Source organism: Chitinophaga dinghuensis (assembly GCF_003259435.1).
GTDB lineage: Bacteria > Bacteroidota > Bacteroidia > Chitinophagales > Chitinophagaceae > Chitinophaga > Chitinophaga dinghuensis.
Map to the genome: position 1 here is coordinate 543,645 of NZ_QLMA01000003.1, position 24,256 is coordinate 567,900.

At 45.2% G+C, this 24,256-nt stretch carries 21 protein-coding genes; 13 read left to right on the forward strand and 8 right to left on the reverse strand.

The window, feature by feature from the left end; genetic code table 11:
* Positions 1 to 5: 5 nt before the first annotated feature.
* Positions 6 to 2,000, reverse strand: coding sequence for a DNA primase (dnaG, locus tag CLV59_RS11300; protein ID WP_245950853.1), 1,995 nt, complete (start codon positions 1,998 to 2,000; stop codon positions 6 to 8).
* Positions 2,001 to 2,083: 83 nt separating this feature from the next.
* On the opposite strand from dnaG, the gene CLV59_RS11305 reads away from it, so the two are divergent.
* The 4 genes from CLV59_RS11305 to CLV59_RS11320 all read left to right on the forward strand — a co-directional run bounded on the left by CLV59_RS11305 (position 2,084) and on the right by CLV59_RS11320 (position 4,714).
* Positions 2,084 to 3,256: an acetyl-CoA C-acyltransferase gene (locus CLV59_RS11305; protein ID WP_111592134.1), complete on the forward strand. Its 1,173-nt coding sequence runs from the start codon at positions 2,084 to 2,086 to the stop codon at positions 3,254 to 3,256.
* Between the two features lie 173 nt (positions 3,257 to 3,429).
* Positions 3,430 to 3,852: a hypothetical protein gene (locus tag CLV59_RS11310; protein ID WP_146616166.1), complete on the forward strand. Its 423-nt coding sequence runs from the start codon at positions 3,430 to 3,432 to the stop codon at positions 3,850 to 3,852.
* Positions 3,853 to 3,887: 35 nt separating this feature from the next.
* Positions 3,888 to 4,118, forward strand: a complete 231-nt coding sequence (locus tag CLV59_RS11315) for a hypothetical protein (RefSeq protein ID WP_111592136.1) — start codon at positions 3,888 to 3,890, stop codon at positions 4,116 to 4,118.
* Positions 4,115 to 4,714 carry a hypothetical protein gene (locus CLV59_RS11320; protein ID WP_111592137.1) on the forward strand — a complete coding sequence of 200 codons (600 nt, stop codon included), beginning with the start codon at positions 4,115 to 4,117 and terminating at the stop codon, positions 4,712 to 4,714. The genes CLV59_RS11315 and CLV59_RS11320 overlap by 4 nt, the downstream gene beginning before the upstream one ends.
* Before the next feature lie 35 nt (positions 4,715 to 4,749).
* Here CLV59_RS11320 and CLV59_RS11325 read toward each other — a convergent pair whose 3' ends face one another.
* The gene (locus CLV59_RS11325; RefSeq protein WP_111592138.1) at positions 4,750 to 5,406 is read right to left on the reverse strand and encodes a hypothetical protein; all 657 of its coding nucleotides are present in this window, start codon (positions 5,404 to 5,406) and stop codon (positions 4,750 to 4,752) included.
* A 166-nt stretch (positions 5,407 to 5,572) separates the two neighbouring features.
* Here CLV59_RS11325 and CLV59_RS11330 point away from each other — a divergent pair, with 166 nt between their 5' ends.
* Complete coding sequence (locus CLV59_RS11330) at positions 5,573 to 6,556, forward strand: pyruvate dehydrogenase complex E1 component subunit beta (RefSeq protein WP_111592139.1); 984 nt, start codon at positions 5,573 to 5,575, stop codon at positions 6,554 to 6,556.
* A gap of 79 nt (positions 6,557 to 6,635) precedes the next feature.
* Here the strand turns inward: CLV59_RS11330 and cysM are convergent, their stop codons facing one another.
* Complete coding sequence (cysM, locus tag CLV59_RS11335) at positions 6,636 to 7,517, reverse strand: cysteine synthase CysM (RefSeq protein WP_111592140.1); 882 nt, start codon at positions 7,515 to 7,517, stop codon at positions 6,636 to 6,638.
* Positions 7,518 to 7,526: 9 nt separating this feature from the next.
* The gene (locus CLV59_RS11340; RefSeq protein ID WP_111592141.1) at positions 7,527 to 8,330 is read right to left on the reverse strand and encodes a serine O-acetyltransferase; all 804 of its coding nucleotides are present in this window, start codon (positions 8,328 to 8,330) and stop codon (positions 7,527 to 7,529) included.
* A 184-nt stretch (positions 8,331 to 8,514) separates the two neighbouring features.
* Between CLV59_RS11340 and CLV59_RS11345 the strand changes: the two genes are divergently transcribed.
* The 5 genes from CLV59_RS11345 (at position 8,515) to CLV59_RS11365 (ending at position 13,248) form a co-directional block, all read left to right on the forward strand.
* Positions 8,515 to 9,699, forward strand: coding sequence for a sigma-54-dependent transcriptional regulator (locus tag CLV59_RS11345; RefSeq protein ID WP_111592142.1), 1,185 nt, complete (start codon positions 8,515 to 8,517; stop codon positions 9,697 to 9,699).
* A gap of 12 nt (positions 9,700 to 9,711) precedes the next feature.
* On the forward strand, positions 9,712 to 10,365 hold the full coding sequence (locus tag CLV59_RS11350) for an alpha/beta fold hydrolase (protein WP_111592143.1): 654 nt from the start codon (positions 9,712 to 9,714) through the stop codon (positions 10,363 to 10,365).
* 194 nt (positions 10,366 to 10,559) lie between these two features.
* Positions 10,560 to 11,747, forward strand: coding sequence for a signal peptidase I (gene lepB / locus CLV59_RS11355; RefSeq protein WP_111592144.1), 1,188 nt, complete (start codon positions 10,560 to 10,562; stop codon positions 11,745 to 11,747).
* A 17-nt stretch (positions 11,748 to 11,764) separates the two neighbouring features.
* Positions 11,765 to 12,253 carry a cytidine deaminase gene (locus CLV59_RS11360; RefSeq protein WP_111592145.1) on the forward strand — a complete coding sequence of 163 codons (489 nt, stop codon included), beginning with the start codon at positions 11,765 to 11,767 and terminating at the stop codon, positions 12,251 to 12,253.
* Positions 12,254 to 12,336: 83 nt separating this feature from the next.
* Positions 12,337 to 13,248: a tetratricopeptide repeat protein gene (locus CLV59_RS11365; protein ID WP_111592146.1), complete on the forward strand. Its 912-nt coding sequence runs from the start codon at positions 12,337 to 12,339 to the stop codon at positions 13,246 to 13,248.
* Positions 13,249 to 13,447: 199 nt separating this feature from the next.
* Here the strand turns inward: CLV59_RS11365 and argS are convergent, their stop codons facing one another.
* From argS to CLV59_RS11380, 3 genes are all read right to left on the reverse strand, one after another.
* Entirely contained in the window at positions 13,448 to 15,388 is a 1,941-nt protein-coding gene (gene argS, locus CLV59_RS11370) for an arginine--tRNA ligase (RefSeq protein ID WP_111592147.1), read from the reverse strand.
* A 204-nt stretch (positions 15,389 to 15,592) separates the two neighbouring features.
* A complete protein-coding gene (locus CLV59_RS11375; protein WP_111592148.1) occupies positions 15,593 to 16,168 on the reverse strand; it encodes a porin family protein in 576 nt (191 codons plus the stop codon).
* Between the two features lie 144 nt (positions 16,169 to 16,312).
* A complete protein-coding gene (locus tag CLV59_RS11380; protein WP_170137712.1) occupies positions 16,313 to 17,686 on the reverse strand; it encodes an OmpA family protein in 1,374 nt (457 codons plus the stop codon).
* Positions 17,687 to 17,986: 300 nt separating this feature from the next.
* On the opposite strand from CLV59_RS11380, the gene dnaK reads away from it, so the two are divergent.
* From dnaK to CLV59_RS11395, 3 genes are all read left to right on the forward strand, one after another.
* Positions 17,987 to 19,894, forward strand: a complete 1,908-nt coding sequence (gene dnaK / locus CLV59_RS11385) for a molecular chaperone DnaK (RefSeq protein WP_111592150.1) — start codon at positions 17,987 to 17,989, stop codon at positions 19,892 to 19,894.
* Between the two features lie 112 nt (positions 19,895 to 20,006).
* The gene (locus CLV59_RS11390) at positions 20,007 to 22,664 is read left to right on the forward strand and encodes a 4-alpha-glucanotransferase (protein ID WP_111592151.1); all 2,658 of its coding nucleotides are present in this window, start codon (positions 20,007 to 20,009) and stop codon (positions 22,662 to 22,664) included.
* Complete coding sequence (locus CLV59_RS11395; RefSeq protein ID WP_111592152.1) at positions 22,639 to 23,649, forward strand: dipeptide epimerase; 1,011 nt, start codon at positions 22,639 to 22,641, stop codon at positions 23,647 to 23,649. The genes CLV59_RS11390 and CLV59_RS11395 overlap by 26 nt, the downstream gene beginning before the upstream one ends.
* Positions 23,650 to 23,651: 2 nt before the next feature.
* On the opposite strand, the gene CLV59_RS11400 is transcribed toward CLV59_RS11395, so the two are convergent.
* Positions 23,652 to 24,254, reverse strand: coding sequence for a hypothetical protein (locus CLV59_RS11400; RefSeq protein WP_146616167.1), 603 nt, complete (start codon positions 24,252 to 24,254; stop codon positions 23,652 to 23,654).
* Positions 24,255 to 24,256: the final 2 nt, after the last annotated feature.

A 24,256-nucleotide genomic window follows, 5' to 3' on the forward strand; every position in this document is an offset into this window, starting at 1 on the left:
AAATATTATTTAAAGATAACGGTACCCAGCCCCTGGGTCAGCTCCTTCTCGAGTTGTTTCAGGTGCTGGTGTAGTTCCATACAGCGTTTTAACTCCTCCATATCGCTGAGATTAGCGGCTTCCTGCTGGTTTTCCATAATCATCTTCTTGATTTTCCGCAGAATAAGGTAGTTACTGGTAGAAATAGTGTCTTTCAGATAGGCTACGTCTCCATATACCGTATCAATTTCAAAACGCTCCTTCCAGTTAATGCTGAGGTCAGCTTCTTTATCTTCAATGATAAGAGCAATACTTTTTGCCAGGTCCTGGTCTTCATGATAGAGGAACATCTTCTTATCGGGAACAGTTCCTTCATCATAGATGCGTTTATATTCCCGGAGGATACGTTTTACCAGATCGCTGTCTACCAATGACTCAAAATCATAGGGGAGATGGAAGACGTAATCTGCTACAGTATTCTGTGATTCCTCGCTGAATGGCCGATCGCCAAAACGGAGTAGTATTTTTACCAGTTCTCTTTCCTGTTTTTCATCAGGGTTAAAGAGATTCTCGCCTCCATATGCCGCTTCTGCTGCCTCCATGGCTGCAATCGCCTCATCGGAGAGGGCATCGTCGGCAGGAGTAGGGTTATTTTTATTGTACTGTTGTTCTCTTTTTACGAGTCGCTCCCGTATGTATTTATTCACCAGCGTGATCAGGCCCTGTTCATCAATTTTCAGGAGCTGGCTGCATTGGCGGATATAATCCTGTTGACGGGTGAAATCTTCTGCTTTATCAATCTTGGAAATTGTTTCTGCGATTTCATTTACCAGCTGCGATTTTTTTACATTATCGTTGCCGGCGTCACGGAGACTTATTTCCAGTTTAAAGAGAACAAAGTCTTTCTTATTTTCTTCAATAAACTCGCGGAAAGCGTTTGCTCCAATACGTTGTACGTAACTATCCGGGTCTTCTTTTTCCGGGAGCAATACCAGCTTCACATTCAATCCTTCTTCGATGGCCATATCCAGACCACGGAGGGCCGCCTTTATACCTGCGGCATCGCCATCGTAGATGATAGTGAGGTTATTGGTGTATTTTTTTACAAGGCGAAGCTGGTCCTGCGTAAGAGAAGTACCGCTGGATGCCACTACGTTTTCCACGCCTGCCTGGTGCAGGGAAATAACGTCTGTATAACCTTCTACGAGCAGACATTCATTGAGCTTATCAATGGCATGTCTGGCGAAGTAGGTGCCGTAGAGGACGCGACTTTTAATGTATATCTCGTTCTCCGGGGAGTTGATATACTTAGGCGCCTTATCTGTTTTTACGAGGATACGGGCGCCGAAACCGAGTACTTTTCCCGATTGGTTATGGATAGGGAAGATGACACGTCCGCGGTAGTTATCCGCAGGTTGTTCGTTGCGGATGGTTACCAGGCCCGTTTTCTGGAGGTATTCCAGGTTATAGCCTTTTGCGGTAGCCGTTTTAACGAAAGAGTCGCGGGTATTCAGGCAGTAACCCAGTTGGAATTTACGTATAGTCTCTTCCGTGAATCCTCGTTCTTCAAAATAGGAGAGGCCTACATTCTGGCCTTCTTCCGACTGAAAGAGGGTATCGGTGAAGTATTCTTTGGCGAATCCGTTGATGATGTAAAGACTGTCGGCCAGTTGCTGGTATTGGCGGAGTTCGGGACTTACTTCCGTTTCTTCTACCTCTATCTGGTATTTTTGCGCCAGCCAGCGAAGGGCTTCCACGTAGGAGTATTTCTCATGCTCCATGACGAAGCTGATCGCGTTGCCAGAGGCGCCGCAACCGAAGCATTTATAGATTTCCTTACTGGGAGATACGGTGAAGCTGGGAGTCTTTTCATTGTGAAAAGGGCAGTTGCCTAAATAGTTGGCGCCGCGCTTTTTGAGTTTCACAAACGAACCGACAATTTCCACAATATCTATGCGGCTGAGAATCTGTTGTATGGTGTTCTGAGAAATCACGTTCTTTACAAATACATCTGCAAACATACAGTAAAAATCCCAGTGAGCGCACATTCCCTTCCTTTTCGTTATATTTGGAGATTATCATAAGCCAAACAATCTTTTATCAGATGAAAGAAGTATTTATAGTATCTGCTGTTCGTACACCAATAGGTTCATTTAACGGTGGGCTGTCTGGAATTGCTGCAACTAAACTGGGTTCAATCGTCATCAAGGCGGCGCTTGAAAAGGCTGGAGTAGCTGCGGATCAGGTAAATGAAGTGTATATGGGTAATGTACTCAGTGCCAACCTGGGACAGGCCCCGGCAACGCAGGCGAGTCTGGGTGCAGGCCTTCCTAATACAGTTCCTGCCACCACTATTAACAAAGTATGTGCTTCCGGTATGAAAGCCATTATGTTGGGCGCTCAGAGCATTATGCTCGGAGATAACGATGTAGTGGTAGCTGGCGGTATGGAAAACATGAGTCAGGTACCTTATTACCTGGATAAAGCCCGCACCGGTTATAAGCTGGGACATGGCAGTGTTACCGATGGTATTATCCGCGATGGCCTTTGGGACCCTTATAAAGATTTCCATATGGGCAATGCAGCAGAAATCTGCGCGAGCGAATATCATATCACCCGTGAAGATCAGGACGCGTACGCAGTACAGAGTTACAAGCGTGCTGCTGAAGCATGGGAGAAAGGTTATTACAAATCAGAAGTACTGCCAGTAGAGATTCCTGGCAAACAAGTAGTTACAATTGCAGAAGATGAAGATTACAAAAAGGTAATTTTCGATAAAATCCCTTCTCTGAAGCCTACTTTCCAGAAAGACGGTACTATTACAGCTGCAAACGCCTCCAATCTGAATGATGGAGCAGCTGCCGTATTACTGGTAAGTGGCGAGAAGCTGAAGGAGCTGGGTCTGAAGCCACTGGCTAAGATCGTAAGTTTTGCAGATGCATCGCAGGCGCCTGAATGGTTCACTACTACGCCGGTAAAAGCGATCAACAATGCATTGCATAAAGCGGGTCTGAAGATTACAGATATGGATTTTGCAGAGGTAAATGAAGCCTTTAGCTGTGTACCTATTGCGAATGCCAAAGATCTGGGACTGCCAATGGAGAAAGTGAATGTTTGGGGTGGCGCCGTATCTATGGGCCATCCGATTGGCTGCAGTGGTGCAAGAATCGTGGTTACGCTGAATTCCATTTTACATCAGGAGAATGCGCGCTATGGTGTAGCGGGTATTTGTAATGGTGGTGGTGGCGCCAGTGCAATCATCATTGAACGCGTATAATAACTGCCATAATATTTTGAAGAGAGCCTGTCTGAAAATGACAGGCTTTTTTTGTGCGTTTCAGGATCAGAATGATCCATTTTACATCTTTATAATAATATGTAAATTATTAATTATCAATAACAATTGATTAACTTTAGCATTGATTTTCGAGAAGGTAAAGCTTGCTACTTTTGGAAGTAGAAATTGATTTCTTAACTCAAAAACAAGTATTTATGTCACATGATCAGATGAAAGAAATTTTAGTTGCTTTAAAGGGGCTTGATAATCGTCTCAACGGAATAGATAATAGATTCCAAAAAGTGGATGATCGGCTCCTGGTGATGGAGACTAACATGCAGGAGTTGAACAAGCAAGGGAAAGACCTGGAGGTCAAGCTCATTTCAATGGATATCAGATATGAGCAAAGGTTTCACCTTTTAGAGCGCAGGTTTGACACCATGGAGGAGGAATTAAAAGTAATGGATCACAGGATTGAAAAGCGGTTTGATGGTATTGATGCGCGCTTAATCAAAATTGACGATGATTTGAATCGTATTGATCCATGGACGGGCTATAGAGCAGATCCCAATTTGCCGCCGCTTCGGTTACAGTGAAAGTATATTCATCTCATTCATTTCAAAATTTAGTTATGATCAAAACAGTTGAAGTCGTTATTAATCCTGAAGGTTTTTTCGATCAGGAGGCAACTCGGAAAAGAGATTATGAGAAAAGCCTTGCAGCAATTCGTAATAGAATTGAAAGATATTCAAGTGATCCTTCGTTGGGTGTCAGAGATCTCATTGCGGCTGGTATTCTCGATGAGCATTTAAATTTTACAGAACCATACAAACGTTTAAACCAATTCAAGCAAAATGTATGATCGGATTTCATGGATGCGATGCTAAAGTAGCACATGCAGTAATTACTGGGCAGGTTGAGTTAAGGCCCAGTGTGAATAATTATGACTGGCTTGGTCATGGTATTTATTTTGGGGAAAGAAGTCCCTCAAGAGCAATGCAGTTTGCGATAGAATTAAAGCAGAATAAAGGAAGAGCAGTCTGTCCTATTGAAGAACCGGCAGTAGTAGGTGCTGTGTTGGATCTTGGACACTGTTTGGATTTGTCTGATTATAAGGATTTGCAATATGTGAAGTTTACATTTTCTGGGCTCTCAAAAATTGTATCTGATTTAGGTGCATCTCTGCCAAAGAACCTTCGTATCGGCCAGACCGAAGACCTGTTGCTCCGGGAACTTGATTGTGCAGTCCTTGAATATTTATTTAAAATCAATGATCTTGAAGGAAACAGGCATTTTGACTCCGTAAGAAGCCCATTTATTGAAGGTGATGAATTATACCCTGATTCTGGATTCCGGGATAAGAATCATATCCAAATTTGTATTAGAAACACTGAATGTATTAAAGCTTACTTCAGACCACGAAACGCTGAGTATATCCGCTTGTACAGCATGTCCTAAATACATCCGGACCACTTTGCCCATTTTCCTTCTATTTATTGCAAATAACCCTGTTTTAAAGCCATTATCGTATCTATACTGTTTGTGCCACCAGTCTTCATTGTACCACTCTTTATTAACTGAATCCTCACACTATCGGCCCCTTTTTTGGTCAGGCGTACCGCGCTTGGAAAGGCTTGCGGATCAAGAATGCCCGGCGTTATTTTTTCGAAAATGCCATATTTGTCTTCTATCATGCTGTAAACAGGATAGCGGGACATAATTCCCATTGTTTTCGTCTGAATAGCATAATCATCATCAATTTTATAGCGCTGGAACTCGCTGTCGGCATATAATGTAAGTGCCAGCATTAGCACATAAGTGCGTACAATCGGTATTATAAGCCCAAATGCCAGCACAAAGGGTAGGGCGAATAATCCGGCCAGGTAATAATAACGGGCGTTAATTTCGGGCTTGGAGAGACCATAGAGGATCAAACCTGTACCTGCATACAAGGAAAATATGATTCGCTCCGTCTGAGCTCCTTTAAATCCGTAGCCATTTAAAGACAAAAACAGACTGATGATGGCCAAGGCCATCAAAATAATGTGGATATTCCAGGTCAATAGCCGCAATACAGGCGCTTTCGCATTTTTAATACGGATCGAAAGCGCAGCCAGGTAAGATATACCAAGGATAGTAATGGTAATCATTTCAACAGGATGTGAAAGATAATTAGATATCAAAATATAAATATATAAATATTATACTTTATGTTGTCTGGTTTTTTTTCCTTTGCTTTTTCGCCAACAAACGATATTTTTGCCCTGCCTAAAAGAAAACTAGGCAATTAAACTTTCAAACTTTATTAAGATTAGCATGCGTCAGATAGCTTTCAGACAAGCCTTAAGAGAAGCCCTGCAGGAGGAATTTCGCCGTGATGAACGGGTTTTCCTTATGGGGGAGGAAGTAGCCGAATATAATGGTGCTTACAAAGTGAGCCAGGGAATGCTGGATGAGTTTGGACCTAAACGTGTTATCGACACGCCGATCGCTGAACTCGGTTTCGCTGCCATTGGCGTAGGCGCCGCACAAAACGGTCTTCGCCCGGTAGTAGAGTTCATGACCTGGAATTTCGCAGTTCTCGCATTAGACCAGATCCTCAATACTGCCTCTAAAATGCTGGCAATGAGCGGTGGACAGGTAGGTTGCCCTATCGTTTTCCGCGGCCCTAACGGTTCAGCTGGTCAGCTGGGTGCTCAGCACTCCACTGCTTTCGAAAGCTACTATGCCAATATCCCAGGCCTGAAAGTAATCTCCGTATCTAACCCTTACGATGCTAAAGGTCTGCTGAAAGCCGCCATCCGCGACGAAGATCCAGTTGTTTTCATGGAATCTGAACAGATGTACGGCGATATGGGCGAAGTTCCTGAAGAAGAATACATCATCCCAATCGGTAAAGCAGATATCAAACGCGCAGGTAAAGACGTTACCATCGTTTCTTTCAACAAAATGATGAAAGTAGCTCTCGGCGCCGCTGAAGAACTGGCTAAAGAAGGTATCGAAGCCGAAGTAATCGATCTCCGTACCATCCGCCCGCTCGACTGGTTCACCATCTTGGAATCTGTTAAGAAAACAAACCGCCTGGTAATCGTTGAAGAACAATGGCCTTTCGCTTCCGTTTCTTCCGAAATTACCTACCGTATCCAGAAAGAAGGCTTCGACTACCTGGATGCTCCAATCCGTCGTATCACCGCACAGGATGCTCCTATGCACTACGCGCCAAACCTCGTGAAACTCTACCTCCCAGATGTAGAACGTACCGTGAAACTGGTGAAAGAAGTAATGTACATGAAGAAGTAATTTCAACTTCGTTATAAACAAAAAAGTCCGTCTCTAACAGGTAGAGACGGACTTTTTTTATGTATGCTGCTTTATATATCTACGCAAATAAATCACTGCTCAGGTACCTGTCGCCCCGATCGCATATAATACATACCAATACGCCACTACGCAGCTCCTTCGATAATCTCGCTGCTGCAGCCACGGCCCCGCCACTACTCATTCCACAAAATACCGCCTCCTCTCTTGCCAATCGTTTCGTCATTTCACGGGCTTCCGCCTCTGAAATATCCATTATCCTGTCTACCCGGGATCTGTCGAAAATCTTCGGTAAATACGCCTCCGGCCATTTACGGATACCTGGAATCTTAGAACCATCAGTAGGCTGACAACCTACAATCTGTATATCCGGATTCTGCTCCTTCAAAAACCGCGATACGCCCATAATAGTCCCCGTTGTTCCCATGGCACTTACAAAATGCGTTATCCTGCTCTGCGTATCTTTCCATATCTCAGGACCAGTAGTTTTGTAGTGCATCATGTAATTATCCGGGTTGGCAAACTGATTCAACATAAAATAACCGCCATTCGCTACCTGCTCATTGGCATAATCAATGGAACCTTCCATCGAATGCTCCTTCGGCGTCAGGATTACTTTAGCGCCATAAGCCTGCATGGTTTGCACCCTTTCCAGCGTAGCGTCTGATGGCATCACCAACTCTATCTCAATACCGAAAAGATTGGCTATCATCGCCAATGCAATACCGGTATTGCCACTGGTGGCTTCAATGAGCTTAACGCCTGGTTTCAGTTCGCCTCTGTCCAGCGCCCCTTTGATCATCCCAAAGGCGGCCCGGTCTTTTACACTGCCGCCAGGGTTATTCCCTTCCAGCTTGCCATAAATGGTTACGGCGGGGTTAGCGGAAATCTTTTTCAGTTCTACCAGTGGGGTATTGCCCACCAGATCTAATATTGTAGCCATGGCTTATGATTACAGTTCTGTTAATCTGTGTTCTGCTTTGTAATAAATACGGGAAAATGGCTCCACACTTCTGATCAGCCACACGTTACCGCCAATAATACTGTGATGCCCGACTACCGTATCTCCTCCGAGAATAGTGGCCCCCGCATAAATAACAGTATGCTCCTCAATGGTCGGATGACGCTTGTTATGCGCCATTTCCTTATCCACACTCAGCGCCCCCAGGGTGACGCCCTGATAAAGCTTTACATGTGGCCCTATGACAGTAGTTTCTCCAATAACCACGCCTGTACCGTGATCTATACAGAACCATGGGGCAATCACCGCTCCCGGATGAATATCAATCCCCGTTTTGCTATGTGCCAGCTCCGTAATCATCCTCGGCAAGAGCGGAACCCGCAGCTTACAGAGTATATGCGCCATCCGATAGAAGGCTACTGCATAAAACCCCGGATAAGCCCTGATGACCTCATAGAGGCAGGTAGCAGCCGGGTCTCCCTGTAACATCGCATCCGCGTCTTTCTTCAACTCTTCATACATATTCGGTACCTGCATCATAAAATGCCGGCTCAGCTGCATAGCTGTATCCGGTAATTGATGCTGCATCGATTGTAACAGCAGTTCCAATTGTATCTCCAGCTGCTGGCCATATTGCTCCAGCATGACAGGATCGGCCATCACCTGGCCGGTATGTTCGGGAAATAACCAGTTTAATAAATTGTTGGCAAAGTCATTGACAGCTCCGGTAGCAGGAAATGCGCTCGCCGCTGCCGATTGATGCCGCCGCTTCAATTCATCCAGAAAATCATTCATATGCGGTTCGGAATTACAGAGTCAGACCTGAGATCTAACAATAAAATTACATATAAATCTACAAAGGTAGTGGACTAATTCTGATATTTAACTGCGTTTAGCCACAAATTTTAGCAACTCATTATACCGGATTCTTGGGTAAGTATCTTATTTTTGGCGCTGTGAATTAACACTTAATCATACTATGGCAAACATTTTAATTATTGATGATGAAAAAAGCATCCGTAAGACCCTTACGGAAATATTAAGTTACGAAGGGTACAAAGTTGATGAGGCGGCAGATGGACAAGAAGGGTTTAAAATGTTTAAAGATAAACAGTACGATGCCGTACTGTGTGATATCAAAATGCCAAAAATGGATGGATTGGAATTTCTGGAAAAAGCCCGGGAAGTCAATGCCGATATTCCCATCATTATGGTGTCAGGTCACGGTAACATCGATACAGCAGTAGATGCCGTGAAAAAAGGCGCGTATGATTATATCTCCAAACCGCCAGACCTGAACCGCCTGTTGATCACACTGCGTAATGCCATGGACAAAACCACCCTGGTGACAGAAACCAAGACCTTACGCCGCAAAGTGAACAAAGTGCCTGAAATGATAGGGCAGTCGTCTCCTATCCTCAAAATAAAAGAAACACTGGAGAAAGTGGCTCCTACCGACGCCCGCGTACTCATTACCGGTGAGAACGGGGTAGGTAAGGAACTGGTTGCACGCTGGCTCCATGAACTGAGCAGCCGCGCTGCCGGTCCAATGGTGGAAGTGAACTGCGCTGCCATCCCTAGTGAACTGATTGAAAGTGAACTGTTCGGCCACGAAAAAGGTTCCTTTACTTCCGCAGTAAAACAACGCATCGGTAAATTCGAACAAGCCAGCGGCGGTACCCTCTTCCTCGACGAAATCGGAGATATGAGTCTCAGCGCCCAGGCTAAAGTACTACGCGCCCTGCAGGAAGGCAAAATCACCCGCGTCGGCGGCGATAAAGAAATCAGTGTAGACGTACGCGTTGTAGCAGCTACCAACAAAGATCTGCTCCGCGAAGTGGAGGATAAGAATTTCCGCCTCGACTTGTACCACCGTCTGAGCGTGATTCTGATTCATGTACCTTCTCTGAACGACCGTCGGGATGATGTGCCTTTATTGGTAGACAGCTTCCTGGATGCCGTTTGCAATGAATATGGTATCGCCCGCAAACCAATAGATAAAGAGGCCATGAAAGCGCTGCAACAACATAACTGGTCCGGAAATATCCGCGAACTCAGAAACGTGGTGGAGCGACTGGTAATCCTCTCCGGTAAAACGATCACCGTAGAAGATGTGGACGATTTCGTAGTGCCGAATCGCGAAAAGAAAAAAGTCAATTCCTAAGACATTATAGCAATGAACAGGAAGCATTTGTATCTCATAAGTGGACTGGGCGCTGATGAAAGAGTATTCCAGCATCTTCAGTTTCCACCGGATTATGAGCTGCATTACCTACCCTGGATTCCCCCATTGCCAGATGAGTCTATCAGTAGTTATGCTGCCCGTATGGCGGAAAGCATCACTACTGATGGTCCTGTCAGCTTACTCGGCCTCTCTTTTGGCGGTATCATGAGCGTGGAAATAGCCAAGATCCGGCCTGTTAGCCAGAATATCCTCATATCAAGCATAAAGAATACCCAGGAGAAACCCGGATATTTTAATTGGGTATTGAGACTACATCTGCTCCAACTACCTGATTTCCTCATTTTCCAGAACCGCCGTTTTGTCGTAGAACGCTATATGGACGTACAATCCGCCGAAGAGAAGGAGTTGTTGCGCGCCTATCTTGCTAAGAAAGATTATGCCTATACCCGTTGGGCCGTCAACGTTATGCTGCATTGGCAGAATGAATATTTGCCGGAAAACCTGGTGCATATCAACGGAGATAAAGATCATCCTTTTCCTATCAAGTACGTACATCCCACCCATATAATTCACAATGGTGGCCATTTTATGGTGATGAACAGGGCTGAAGAAATCAGCCGCATCCTGGCGGAAAACCTGCTCTAAGGGCCAGACAACCGTCTTATTCCTCTCCGCTTACGCTTTTTTCAATATCTTTAGTGATGGAATTATCCGTCTGGAGGCCATTTCTTGGGTTAAACATTAATGTATTTTTAAGAAAGTTTTCCCTGATAAAAGCTGGAAGGATAAGACAGAATATTATATTTGCCTTTTTAAGCATTTAATTTAAGCCTAACTGAATGAACCTGGCATTTTGGAAAAATAATAAGGACAAGCAGCCCAAGAAAAAGAAATCTGTGGCTCGGGAATGGCTGGACGCTGGTATATTCGCTATTATAGCCGCTACACTGATTCGCACTTTTATTTTTGAGGCCTATACCATTCCTACTCCTTCCATGGAGAAGACCCTGCTTGTAAACGACTTTCTGTTTGTAAGCAAGATCAGTTATGGTCCACGTATTCCGATGACCCCATTGGCAGTGCCTTTCGTGCATCATACCATGCCGTTTACAAAGAACACTCCTGCTTTCTCCGAAGCAGTGCAATGGAAATATCGCAGGTTGCCAGGTTTTACAGACATTAAGCGATATGATGTGGTCGTGTTTAATTTCCCAGAGGGAGACACGGTTGCTCTGGATCAGCCAGATCCCAGCTATTACAGGCTGGTTCGCTTATACGGCTGGTCACAGGTAAACAATACCTATAAAATTATTCATCGTCCGGTTGATAAAACGGAAAACTATATTAAACGCTGTATGGCGGAGGCAGGCGATACAATCAGTATTGTTCACGGCCAAGTATTCGTAAATGGTCAGGCTGCACCTGTTCCTCCTGGCAGTCAGCACAACTATGTTGTGGAAATTTCTGAACCGCTGAACCCAACACGTTTGGATGATCTGGGTATCTCCGGTCCTTTCCAGACCATCAACGCAAATACGTTTGAATATAACCTGACACCTGCACAGGCAGAGGCCTTGAAACAATTCCCAGTAGTGAAAAATATTCACATGGCGGAAGATGAAAATATCAATGCCCTCTTCGATATGAATGATATCTTCCCACATGATACGATTCATCATCGCTGGACAGACGAAAACTTTGGTCCTTTATACATTCCTAAAAAAGGCGCTACTGTTAAACTGGATGATAGCAATATTTCCCTGTATGACAGAGTAATTCGCGTCTACGAAGGCAATACCTTAGAAAGGAAAGATGGTAAATTTATCATCAACGGTCAGCCTACAGATAGCTATACTTTTAAAATGAACTACTACTGGATGATGGGAGACAATAGAAATAACTCCCTCGATTCCCGCTACTGGGGCTTTGTTCCGGAAGATCACGTAGTAGGTAAAGCATGGATGATCTGGATGAGCTATGGTGAAGGCGGAATCCGCTGGAGCAGACTGTTCAGAACAATTAAATAACGCAATAAATTACAGTCATGGCAAAACAACTGCAACAATTCGAGTATTCCGTTTATGATGATATCACTGAACTGGATGATGCGGATGCATGGCTGCTCAATGAAGCTCGTGACGTTACGCAACATGCGTATGCACCATATTCTCATTTCCAGGTTGGAGCTATAGCAAGGCTCGTTAACGGCGAAATCATCGCTGGCTCCAACCAGGAAAATGCCTCCTTTCCTGTAGGCCTCTGTGCAGAAAGAGTTGCGCTGGCAGCAGCTGCTTCCGTTTATCCTGAAGTAGCCATAGAAACAATCGCTATTAGTTATCATAACCTAAATGGAGATAGCTCACAACCTATATCTCCCTGTGGCATCTGCCGCCAATCACTGGCAGAAGTGGAAATGCGCCAGCAAGAGCCTATCCGCCTGATTATGGGTGGCCTTAGCGGTAAAGTAATCATCGTAGAAAAAGCGAATGACCTGCTTCCCCTGGCTTTCAATGGCAGTTTGCTGTCCATCTGATCCGTGTCTTCCTATAGGATAAAAAAATAATATCTATAAATTAATATTTATTTATATTTGTCGGTATACGCAAATGCCGATTCATGATATCCTGTCGAAAAAACCTGCTGATACCATTCCTGTTGCTATGGATGGGAATTCAGCCTGCCACAGCGATCCATCGGAATACATCACATGATAAGTCCCGCCAACTGGTACGGGAAGGTCTTGCTCTGAAAAAGTCAGGACAGCTACTCGCTGCGCGGGAACGCTTTCTGACAGCCATTCAGGCGGATGCTAACTGTGCTGCTGCGTATAGTGAACTGGGAGATAGTTACTTTGCAGGTAAGGACTATCAGCATGCTTTGCAATACAGTTTACGTGCAAAACAGCTGGGAGTAAATACTGCTACCACGATAATAGGACTTAGTTATTATCATCTTCAGCAGTACGATAATGCCCTGGAAGTGCTCCAGGACGCCATTCAGGAGCATCCTGATAATGGGTTGCTGTTACAAAAACTGGCACAAATACAAGGCCAGCTCGGGAACTACCGGGAAAGCATACACTATTATCAGCGGGCATTAACAATAGACAGCTCACATGCAGAAAGTTGGTATCAACTGGGCATGATGTATTTTAATGATACAGATTATCCCGCTGCCACCAGGGCTTTTGATAAAGCCATTCTCCATGGATACGATCAACAGGCATTGTTCTGTTTCCATGCCGGCGTAGCTGCCATGCAATGCGGACAATTGGATAAAAGCATTCAGTTACTGACGAAAGCCAGTGCCCTGGACCCTGATAACGAACAGGTATTATTTAATCTGGCACATGCCAATTACAGAAAAGAGAATTATCCGGCAGCCGTAGATGCATGGAAAGCTGTCCTCAAACATCAGCCTGGTAATGCTTTTGCGCTGTTTATGTTGGGGAAATCGTATATGGGTGCAGGTGAGAAAGAGAAGGGAGAACGAATATGCGATCAGGCACAACAAATGCCGGGTCTATAAACTAACTGCGCAGAATATACGTTATAATTATACAAGTTATTCGCCACAGTAGAGAAGTGATTACAAACAACGTTTACAGGAAAGGCAAGCTCTTGTAACATTGTGCTGATGACTGTGGTATCTTCTTCGGCAGTTTGGCCACGGTGGCTGCAAGCTGCTAAACGCTGCGAACCTTCCGGTCCGCAGCGTTTTTAGTTTATTACATACGCTCAGGTACACGAATACCCAGCAGCTGCATACTTTTCGCAATAGTATTTGCAGTCATCTGAATGATCTGCAAACGTAGTTTTTTCTTCTCCTCGCTTTCCGCTTTTGTAATAGCATATGTAGGTACATTGTCTACTTTTTCGGCGTAGAAGGAGTTGAAGGTTTGTGCCAGTTGGAATGCATAATTCGCAATCACGGAAGGACTCATTTCCTTATACGCATCCATCAGAATGCCAGGGAACTGCTCGTTCAGGGATATCAGTTCTTTCTCCAATGGCAGCAGGGAACCGTTATAGTTAAACTGATTCAGACCCGCTTTCGCATCCATATTATCCGCATCGCGCAGAATAGATTTGATACGTGCATGCGCATATTGAACGAATGCAGCAGTGAAGCCATTCAGATCAATAGATTCTTCCGGATTGAAAATCATTCTCTTCTTAGGATCCACCCGTAACAGGAAGAACTTCATGGCGCCCAGACCAATCGTCTCAAACAGTTCATAGAGTTCATCTTCCGATACATCTGCCAGTTTTCTAACCGCATGTTCTTTGGTCTTAACTTCAGCAGCATTGATCATCTCTGTTATCATATCATCGGCATCCACAACGGTACCTTCACGACTTTTCATCCGACCATGTGGCAGTTCCACCATGCCATAACTGAGGTGGAAAATGCCAGGAGCGGCAGGTTCACCCAGTTTCTCCAGGATCAGTTGTAATACTTTGAAGTGATAATTCTGTTCATCTGCCACCACATAGATGCTTTGATCCATATGATAATCGTCGTATTTCAGACGGGCAGTACCCAGATCCTGGGTCATATATACGGAAGTGCCATCGCCACGGAGGAGGAGCTTTTCATCCAGTCCATCAGCGGTGAGGTCGATCCATACGGAGTTATCTTCTTTTTTAAAGAGGACGCCTTTACGCAGACCATCTTCCACCAGGTCTTTACCTAACAGGTAAGTCTGGCTTTCGTAGTACATTTTATCGAAGTCGATGCCCAGTTTTTTATAGGTCACGTCGAAGCCTTCGTATACCCAGCTGTTCATTTGATTCCACAGCTCGCGTACTTCCGGATTGCCAGCTTCCCATTGCTGCAGCATGATTTTAGCTTGCAGCATGATTTCGGTTTTATTACGGGACAGTTCTTTAATGTCGCCCATAATTTTCCCTATTTTATCTTCATCTGCCTGTACTTCCGGTTTATGCAGGGCCGTTACTAATTTCTCCAGCTTTTCTGTTTCAGCAGGATTGAAATCGCGGAAATCGCGTTCCAGTACGCGGTCAATGATAGGTTCCGCTTGTTCTTTTACAACAGATTCGAACTTCACATAATAGTCGCCTACCAGGTGATCGCCTTTGATACCGGTGGATTGCGGCGTATCGCCATGAGCGAATTCCTGCCATGCCAGCATGGATTTACAGATATGTATACCACGGTCGTTAACCAGGTTGGCTTTAATCACTTCAAAACCGTTCGCCTTCAGGATTTCAGCGATAGCATAACCTAAGAAGTTATTACGCAGGTGACCGAGGTGTAAAGGTTTGTTGGTATTAGGAGAGGAATATTCTACCATGACTTTTTTGCCATTGGCAGGTTGAATTCCGAATTGAGTATTGGTGTATTCTTTTTGCAGGAAGGCAGACCAGTAATTGTGGTTGATGACGAGGTTCAGGAACCCTTTAACCACATTGAAACCGGAGATCAGCTCCTGGTGATTGTTTAGCAGGTATTCACCGATGCGTTGGCCGGTTTCTTCCGGTTTTTGTCGGCTGACTTTAGCGAATGGGAAAACGACAATGGTGTATTCACCTTCGAATTCAGGTTTGGTAATATTGACAGAGATGTCAGCTTCCGAAACCTGTTGGTCGTAAAGTGATTTAATGGCGGCCACTGCGGCCGTTCTGATTGATTGTACAACACTCATGCTGAAAATGGTTAATGCGAGGAGCAAAGATAATCGTTTCTGGCTAAGTGCGCAAAGGGGCTTGCTGAGCTGTTGTATGAATATGGCTGCGTATAGGGGGTAATGTTAGGGAGATGACAGTCGCTCCAACTGCCATGAAATTATAAAGCCACGGGAAATGATCCCGTGGCTTTGCATAATTTTTTCTAAAGTTGAGCTGAGCGATTAGAATTGGTAGAACACACCTACCTGAGCTACCGAGTTTTTGCTGGTAGAATTGCTATAGTCGCTGTTCACAGCGTTTGTGATGCCGAACATATATCTACCGGAAACGCCAAAGCCGCAGTCAAATTTGTAACCGCAACCAAAGCCAAGACCGAAATCGGCGCCACTTAATTGATTTTTCACATCCTTGCTGTTAGAACCTATTTTTTGTTTAGCGCCAACCAGAATACCTACCTGTGGACCCGCTTCCAGGTAGAAGCTAGGAACGATAGAGTACTGAATCATGACAGGAATATTGAGGTAATCTGTTTTCAATGTTACATCTGCAAAGGGACTAGGATTATCTTTTTTAACGCCTTGTCCGGAGTACAGTAATTCTGGCTGGATAGCCCATTCTTTGGTCAGGCCGATGTTTACAAAACCACCGACATGAAATCCTGCCTGGGTTTTGGCGTTGTCCGTGTTAGTCATTTTGTCGATGTTCAGACCACCTTTCAAACCAAAATGAATGCTTTGTGCTTGAGTGCTAAGAAAAGCTCCTATTGCGAGAACGCCGGACAGAATAAGTTTTTTCATGATATGTTTTTATTTGAGGCTAGGGCAAAGGCAATAACTGTGCCGGTTATATGAAAACATATAAATAATTTTTGTACTGGATAAAATAAAAAGGACAAACCAATTGGTTTGTCCTTTTGCGTTGGGTGTATTTAGAGAGTAGGTTTAGAAAATGTTAAACTCCACGCGACGGTTTTTCTGACGGCCGGCAGCAGTTTTATTAGAAGAGATTGGTTGGGTTGGTCCATAACCAACAGCTTCAATTTTATTGGCTAGTACGCCTCTGCCAATGAGATAGTTTTTCACGGCTTCGGCTCTTTCTTTAGAAAGTTCCATATTCCGGGCGAGGCTACCTACGTTATCCGTGTGGCCAGAGAGTTTCAGGTTCAGGTTTTTACGTTTCATGAGGTCTGCCACTCTATCCAGTGCAGGATAAGAAGATGGTTTGATAGAGGCTTTTGCAAACTCGAATTCCAGATTGCGGATAGCTTCTTTTACAATACCTCTGTCTTCTTCCGTGATGACTACCTTTTCTTCTACTTTTGGCACTTCAGGAACAGGCAGTGGGCAACCGCTACCATCTACTTTAACGCCTGGAGGAGTGTTCGGGCATTTATCGAAGAAGTCGGACACGCCATCTCCGTCGGAATCTTTTGTCAGTTTATCCATATCGGCAGCCATCCTGGCATTAGCAGCGGTGGCAGCATCCAGTTTGGCACGTGTTGCCATATTTTCTGCTGTCAGGTCTTCATACATTTGTTTGGCTGGATTGTGGAACTGCAGTTGTGGTCTGCCTTTTTTACCCAGGGCGAATTCCAGACCTACGTGGCCATAGGAGAATTTGTCCTTGTCAGGTCCTCTGTAGTAGCCGTCGAGATTATCTCCATCGGTGTAGTACATCGTGTATCCGAGATCCAGGTTAATCAGCTCAGAGAGTTTGAATTTGATACCTGCGCCAACTGGGATAACTAGTTCACTGATGGTGCCGCCTGGTTTATAATCCATAGTAGAACCATTTCTTAAAGTGAGCGTGGGGCTGTAGCCTGCCAGACCGCCACCTACGGATGCATACAGTGTGGCTATGTTTTGCCGGGTGAGCCAGTTGACGGTGGTGATATTGAATACTGCGTTCAGGGTACCTGTGTATTTCAACTTGGTTTTGAATTCCAGGTAAGGTCTGTTGGGAGGCATGCCATTACCAAGATTTTTGTCGTTGTTGCCTTTCAGTTGTCCACCCATATAGTCCAGCCTAAGACCGAAGAAATGCAGGATTTGATACTGTACATAGGCGCCGTAGCCGAAATCCGGCTTCCACTTGGTAAAATCATTGCTACCGCCAGTAACAACGGAAGGAGCGGTCATACCGCCGTTGATACCGATGTACCACTTTTTGTACTCTTTTCCGCCTTTAAAAAGTGGGGCTTTAGGTTCTTTACTTTCCCCTTCTACAGTAACGGTGGCTTCTTGTTGGGCCTTGGCAATAAATGGCATGAATGCCAGGAGGGCTATGGCGAATTGCCATATCATGGTTCTTTTCATAAGAATGAACATTATAGCAGATGAATAATAAAATGGTTGATAAGGCTCGGGGATAATAGAATCTTTTGGGCAGGCAGAGGTTATGAACAATCGGGCCCCTGTATTTGTCTATTAAGGACGTCAACGGACGGACGTCTGGGGGCGCTATGAGTAAAAATAGTGATTATTCATTTAATTAATCATTAATCACTTAAAAAAAACGGACTGACATATTTTCAGATTCTTTCCGCTTGGCATAATCATTGACAAATTTCCGACAAACACGCATTTTACTTACAACTAAAGGAGAATCTTAATACTATGGGAAAAATAATAGGCATTGACTTAGGAACTACCAACTCATGCGTTGCCGTAATGGAAGGTAACGAACCGGTAGTTATTGCCAATGATGAGGGCAGGAGAACCACCCCATCTGTTGTGGCATTTTTGAAAAATGGTGAAAGGAAAGTGGGTGATCCTGCAAAGCGCCAGGCTATTACCAATCCTGTGAACACGATCATGTCAGTAAAGCGTTTCATGGGCCGTCATTTTGACGAAGTATCCAACGAACTGACACACGTTAGCTATAAAGTAGTTAGAGGGGACAACAATACTACCCGTATCGATATTGATGGCAGATTATATACGCCACAAGAAATTTCTGCAATGATTCTGCAGAAAATGAAGAAAACAGCAGAAGATTACCTGGGTCAGGAAGTAACTGAAGCAGTAATCACTGTTCCTGCATACTTTAATGACGCACAACGTCAGGCAACGAAAGAAGCAGGCGAAATCGCCGGCCTCACCGTTCGTCGTATTATCAACGAACCTACTGCCGCTGCACTGGCATATGGTCTCGATAAAAAACATCATGACAGCAAAATCGCTGTATTTGACCTTGGTGGCGGTACCTTCGATATCTCCATCCTGGAACTGGGCGATGGCGTATTTGAAGTAAAATCTACCAACGGTGATACGCACCTCGGTGGTGACGACTTCGATAAAGTGATCATGGACTGGTTAGCAGATGAGTTCAAGAAAGAGGAAGCAGTTGATCTGCACAAAGATCCAATGAGCTGGCAGCGTCTGAAAGAAGCTGCTGAAAAAGCTAAAATTGAGCTGTCTTCTTCTGCTGAAACTGAAATCAACCTGCCATACATCACCGCAGTTGATGGAGTTCCTAAACACCTGGTGAAAAAATTAACCCGCGCTAAATTCGAACAGCTGAGCGACTCCCTGGTGGAAAGAACACTGGAGCCTTGCCGCGCTGCACTGAAAGATGCCGGTATGAATACTTCCGAAATTGACGAAGTAATCCTGGTTGGTGGTTCTACCCGTATTCCTAAAATCCAGGAAGTGGTAGAGAAATTCTTCGGTAAAAAACCTAACCGTGGCGTAAACCCTGATGAAGTTGTTGCCGTTGGTGCTGCAATCCAGGGTGGCGTACTCACTGGTGAAGTGAAAGACGTATTGCTGCTGGACGTTACCCCACTTTCTCTGGGTATCGAAACCATGGGCGGCGTTATGACTAAACTGATCGAGTCTAACACCACTATTCCTACTAAAAAATCAGAAACATTCTCTACTGCTGCTGACAACCAGCCTAGCGTAGAAATTCACGTACTGCAGGGCGAAAGACCAATGGCTAACCAGAACAGAACGCTGGGTCGCTTCATCCTCGGTGATATTCCTCCTGCTCCTCGTGGCGTTCCTCAGATCGAAGTTATTTTCGATATCGATGCAAACGGTATCCTGCACGTAACTGCGAAAGATAAAGGCACCGGTAAAACCCAAAACATCAAAATTGAAGCGGGTAGCGGTCTTAGCAAAGATGAGATCGAAAAAATGAAAACCGAAGCCAAAGCAAATGAGGCCAGCGATAAAGAAGCACGCGAAAAAATCGAGAAGCTGAATAAAGCTGACAGCATGATCTTCCAGACTGAAAAACAGCTGAAAGAATACGGCGATAAACTGGGCGCTGATAAAAAAGCTACCATCGAAACCGCACTGAACAAACTGAAAGAAGCACACAAAGCACAAGATAGCGCAGCCCTGGATACAGCTACTGCTGAACTGGATGCTGCATGGACTGCCGCTTCTGAAGAACTGTACAAAGCTACGCAAGGCCAACCTGATGCAGGTCAAGCCAACGGTGGCGGTCAGCAACAAAGCCAGAGCAACGCTGGCGGCGACGGTGTTACCGATGCTGAATTTGAAGAAGTGAAGTAAGTACAATAAAGCAAACATAATGCACAAAGGCGCTCTTTCGGGCGCCTTTGTTTTTTTATTCCCCTCCTGCTTTTACAGAATTCCTTATTTTGTAGCGGCTTAGCAGGAAAACATGTATTACAGACTCAGGTTCTATCTTCATTATCAAACCCAGTTCGGGCAGAATATTTTCCTGCTCGGAAATATTCCCGTAGCCGGAAATAATCACCCGAAACAGGCTATACAGCTGCATTGGCTCCCAGGCAACTGGTGGTATGCAGACATCAATCTCCCTCAGGAAGAAACCATCGAATTTCAGTACCATTATCTCGTCAGAGAACTGGAACAGACAATTACAGAAGGCGCTGTCCGGAAAATTGCTATTCGCGCGGGCGCCCCATACGACCAGGTTTTTATCGATACATGGAATGATGCCGCCAGCCTGGAAAACAACTGGTCCACCGCGCCATTTACCCGTGTGTTCTTTCCCCATAAAATAGCTATCGTCCCAGGTCAACTAACGGCAACGCATATATTTAAAGTAAAAGCGCCGCTGCTGGAAGAACATCAGACAGTATGCCTGCTGGGAAGCAATCCCGCTTTGGGAAATTGGGATAAATCCCATCCCGTTTTTATGCAATACACCGCAGATGGATGCTTCACTGCAGCGGTTGACCTTCGTAATGTGGCTACGCCTCTCCCTTATAAATACGGCATCTGGGACTTGAAGGAACAACGTTTCCTGACATATGAAAACGGAGAAAACAGATGGCTGCATTTTGAAGCGCAACCTGGCCGCCAGGTTACTCTACAGGACGGATTTGTACGCAGAAATTACCAACACTGGAAAGGAACAGGCGTAGCGGTACCCGTGTTCAGTCTGCGTTCCACCGCAGGACTAGGTACAGGCGAGTTTGCCGATATTCCATTGTTGGCGCAATGGGCTGCATCAAAAAAGATGCAGCTGATACAACTACTGCCCATCAATGATACCACCGCCACCCATACCTGGCGCGACTCTTACCCTTATGCAGCCGTGTCTTCCTATGCCTTACATCCCCTTTATATCCGTTTGCAAGATGTAGGTCAACTTCCGGAAGCACATCCATTACAACTGGAACTGCCATTATTACGGCAACGCCTCAACGATCATGACAATCTGGATTATGAAGCAGTCATGGATTTCAAGCTGAAATACTTGTATGCATTGTATGAACAGCAGGATTATCAGTTGGAGACAACCGGGTATTGGCAGTGGTTTGCAGCCAATGAGCATTGGTTATTGCCTTATGCGGCATTCTGTTTCCTGCGGGATAAGTATAAGTCGCCCGACTTCCATCACTGGGCTAATTACAGCCAATATCATTTCAGGTCAATTAATACCATGATCATGGAAGATGCGGTAGCGGCAGAATCCGTGAGATTCCATTTCTTTGTTCAATATCATCTGCACCTGCAACTGGAAGCGGCTGTATCTCAATCGCGCGCCCTCGGCATAGCGCTGAAAGGAGATATTCCCATTGGCGTTGGCAGATGCAGCGTGGAAACGTGGACGCACCCCGAATTATTCCATATGAATATGCAGGCAGGCGCGCCGCCAGACAGCTTTACCGCCGAAGGGCAGAACTGGGGTTTCCCTACTTATAACTGGTCTCGCATGGCAGAAGATGGCTATGAATGGTGGCGACAGCGATTCCAGCAGATGGCCCAGTATTTTGATGCTTTCCGCATAGATCATATTCTCGGTTTCTTCCGTATCTGGCAAATACCCATGGATGCCGTTCAAGGAATATTGGGGTATTTTCATCCAGCCGTTCCCGTTAGTAGGGAAGAACTGATTTATAAGAATATTGGTTTTGATGAAGAACGCTTCTGCGAGCCATATATCACAGATGAAATGCTGGATAATGCCTTTGGAAATTATGCAGATGTCATCAGAGATACTTACCTGATACGGCTTACAAACGGAAGATATGCATTGCAGTCTGCTTTTAATACACAACGGAAAGTGCAGCAGCAAGAGCTGCCGGCAGGCATGAAAACGGCTTTGTATCATTTGCTGGCAGATGTCATTTTACTACGGGAAAATCGGGAAGGGAAAGTGATGTATCATCCGCGGTACGACTTCATGTCTACCGCTTCCTTTGCAGATTTACCTGCCGATGTCAGAGCGAAACTGGCCACCTTGCATCAACAGTATTTTTACGGGAGACACGAGCACCTCTGGCGGAAAGAGGCCCTCCGGAAATTACCTTATATCAGCAAGGCTACAGACATGCTGATATGTGGGGAAGATCTGGGAATGGTGCCTGCCTGTGTACCTGCGGTAATGCAGCAGTTGGGGATATTAAGCCTTGAAATTCAGCACATGCCCAAGCATCCGAAAGATACTTTCTCCTCGCTGCCATTGGCGCCATACTTATCCGTAGTGACACCATCAACGCATGATATGCCTACTATACGAGGTTGGTGGGAAGAGCAACCAGTACGTACCCAACAATATTGGGAAGAAGTATTGCAGCATAAGGGTAAAGCGCCGCAGACCTGTTCGCCGGATATCATAGGGGAAATCGTAGCGCAGCATTTGCAATCTCCGGCAATGTGGCGTATCTTTCAAATCCAGGAACTGTTGGCAATGGATGGTCTGCAAACTGCCGCCAATCCAGAGGATGAGCGGATAAATATCCCGGCAGTCGCTGTGCATTACTGGCGTTATCGCATCAAAACAAACCTGGAAGACATACTTAAAATCAATTCTGAAGTTAATGGAACTGCATCTATATCCATTTGAGCTGAAGTTCAGACATACCTTTACCATCTCAAGAAAATCTAAAGACACTCAACCAACTCTTATCGTAGAATTACGCCACGACGGACTCAGCGGCCTTGGAGAAACAGTAGATAACTCCTACTATAACATGACTGTTCCTATCCTGATGGATACTATCAACCGCCATCGTGATTTTATCGAAAATTATCAACTGGATACGCCGGAGAAATTCTGGTCGGATCTTTATCCGCATTTCAGCGACAACATGTTCGCTTTATGTGCGCTGGATCTTGCCGCCTGGGATTTGTATGGTAAAAAGAAAGGACTACCGTTATATCAACTCTGGGGGCTGGATATTTCTCGCAATCCAATGACCGACTATACCATCGGCATAGATACCATTGAAAACATGGTGCAAAAGCTGAAAGATTTTCCATGGCCGATCTATAAGATTAAATTAGGTACCAAAGAAGATATTGCTATCATGCAGGAGTTGAGAAAGCATACCGACGCGGTCTTTCGTGTGGATGCCAACTGTGCCTGGGGGGTAGAAGAAACGTTGAAGAATGCCATTGCGCTGAAGGAACTGGGCGTAGAATTTATAGAGCAACCGATGCCTGCTGCTGATGTGGAAGGTATGCGGGAAGTCTACAAAAAATCAGTATTACCGTTGATTGCCGATGAAAGTTGTATCCTGGAATCTGATGTGGCCCTTTGTCATGGCTGTTTTCATGGTATCAATATCAAGCTGGTGAAATGTGGCGGTATAACGCCTGCACGTCGTATGATTGCAGAAGCCCGACAGTTGGGTATGAAGGTAATGACGGGTAGTATGAATGAAAGTACAGTAGGCGCATCTGCGGTAGCGCAGTTATTACCTTACCTGGACTATGTAGATATGGATGGTCCGTTGTTGCTGGCAGAAGATACGGCAACGGGTATACGAATGGAAACTGGTCGTATCATCTATGCCGATAGACCCGGCACTGGCGCTTTATTGAAGTAGCCTTATAAATTCGGGTTGAATCCCGGCCAGAGAATTTCCTGGTAGTTTCCCATCGCTTTTATTACTGCATTTTTAATCCCGGGGTGCTGGCATCTGCTGATATCCCGGGTTACAATAATTCTGTCTGCATACGCCTGTAGTAATGCGTTATCCTGTAATATCGGGGTAAGCGTTCCGGTGAGGGTAATCTGCATGCCTGTAGATGAGAACGGCCATTGAGCGGCAGTTTGGAGGACATAGTCCTGCAAAGGGCCTGGCTTTGTGTATTGCAACAGATCCGGTAGATAACGAAGACAGAGGTCTGCGCTATAAATAACTGCCGGCGTAACGGGCGGAGTAAAGGGCGGTAGGTGAGTTATAATTTCGGAAGACACGGGCGCCTCCGCCAGCTGAATGATGCGGTAGGCAAGGGTAGCGGCCCAGAGGGCAGCATCTTCATGAAACGGAGGAGGTGTTGTGGGCATCTCCTGGCTGTCGTCTCTATAAAAATTATACAACACCACACTTGCTTCCTGTAACGCAGTGGGAGAGAACGGGGTAATACCGGGTAAAACAGATACTTTACTGTCCTGGGTAAGGGCAGTTACAAATAAAGCTAGATTCATAG

Coding starts and splice junctions, on each gene's coding strand:
- CLV59_RS11365 (WP_111592146.1), top strand. CDS start 12,337: ATGATATCCTGTCGAAAAAACCTGCTGATACCATTCCTGTTGCTATGG.
- dnaK (WP_111592150.1), top strand. CDS start 17,987: ATGGGAAAAATAATAGGCATTGACTTAGGAACTACCAACTCATGCGTT.
- CLV59_RS11315 (WP_111592136.1), top strand. CDS start 3,888: ATGATCAAAACAGTTGAAGTCGTTATTAATCCTGAAGGTTTTTTCGAT.
- CLV59_RS11380 (WP_170137712.1), bottom strand. CDS start 17,686: ATGAAAAGAACCATGATATGGCAATTCGCCATAGCCCTCCTGGCATTC.
- dnaG (WP_245950853.1), bottom strand. CDS start 2,000: ATGTTTGCAGATGTATTTGTAAAGAACGTGATTTCTCAGAACACCATA.
- CLV59_RS11340 (WP_111592141.1), bottom strand. CDS start 8,330: ATGAATGATTTTCTGGATGAATTGAAGCGGCGGCATCAATCGGCAGCG.
- CLV59_RS11390 (WP_111592151.1), top strand. CDS start 20,007: ATGTATTACAGACTCAGGTTCTATCTTCATTATCAAACCCAGTTCGGG.
- CLV59_RS11350 (WP_111592143.1), top strand. CDS start 9,712: ATGAACAGGAAGCATTTGTATCTCATAAGTGGACTGGGCGCTGATGAA.
- CLV59_RS11330 (WP_111592139.1), top strand. CDS start 5,573: ATGCGTCAGATAGCTTTCAGACAAGCCTTAAGAGAAGCCCTGCAGGAG.
- CLV59_RS11400 (WP_146616167.1), bottom strand. CDS start 24,254: ATGAATCTAGCTTTATTTGTAACTGCCCTTACCCAGGACAGTAAAGTA.
- CLV59_RS11345 (WP_111592142.1), top strand. CDS start 8,515: ATGGCAAACATTTTAATTATTGATGATGAAAAAAGCATCCGTAAGACC.
- lepB (WP_111592144.1), top strand. CDS start 10,560: ATGAACCTGGCATTTTGGAAAAATAATAAGGACAAGCAGCCCAAGAAA.
- CLV59_RS11320 (WP_111592137.1), top strand. CDS start 4,115: ATGATCGGATTTCATGGATGCGATGCTAAAGTAGCACATGCAGTAATT.
- CLV59_RS11360 (WP_111592145.1), top strand. CDS start 11,765: ATGGCAAAACAACTGCAACAATTCGAGTATTCCGTTTATGATGATATC.
- cysM (WP_111592140.1), bottom strand. CDS start 7,517: ATGGCTACAATATTAGATCTGGTGGGCAATACCCCACTGGTAGAACTG.
- CLV59_RS11305 (WP_111592134.1), top strand. CDS start 2,084: ATGAAAGAAGTATTTATAGTATCTGCTGTTCGTACACCAATAGGTTCA.
- CLV59_RS11395 (WP_111592152.1), top strand. CDS start 22,639: ATGGAACTGCATCTATATCCATTTGAGCTGAAGTTCAGACATACCTTT.
- argS (WP_111592147.1), bottom strand. CDS start 15,388: ATGAGTGTTGTACAATCAATCAGAACGGCCGCAGTGGCCGCCATTAAA.
- CLV59_RS11325 (WP_111592138.1), bottom strand. CDS start 5,406: ATGATTACCATTACTATCCTTGGTATATCTTACCTGGCTGCGCTTTCG.
- CLV59_RS11375 (WP_111592148.1), bottom strand. CDS start 16,168: ATGAAAAAACTTATTCTGTCCGGCGTTCTCGCAATAGGAGCTTTTCTT.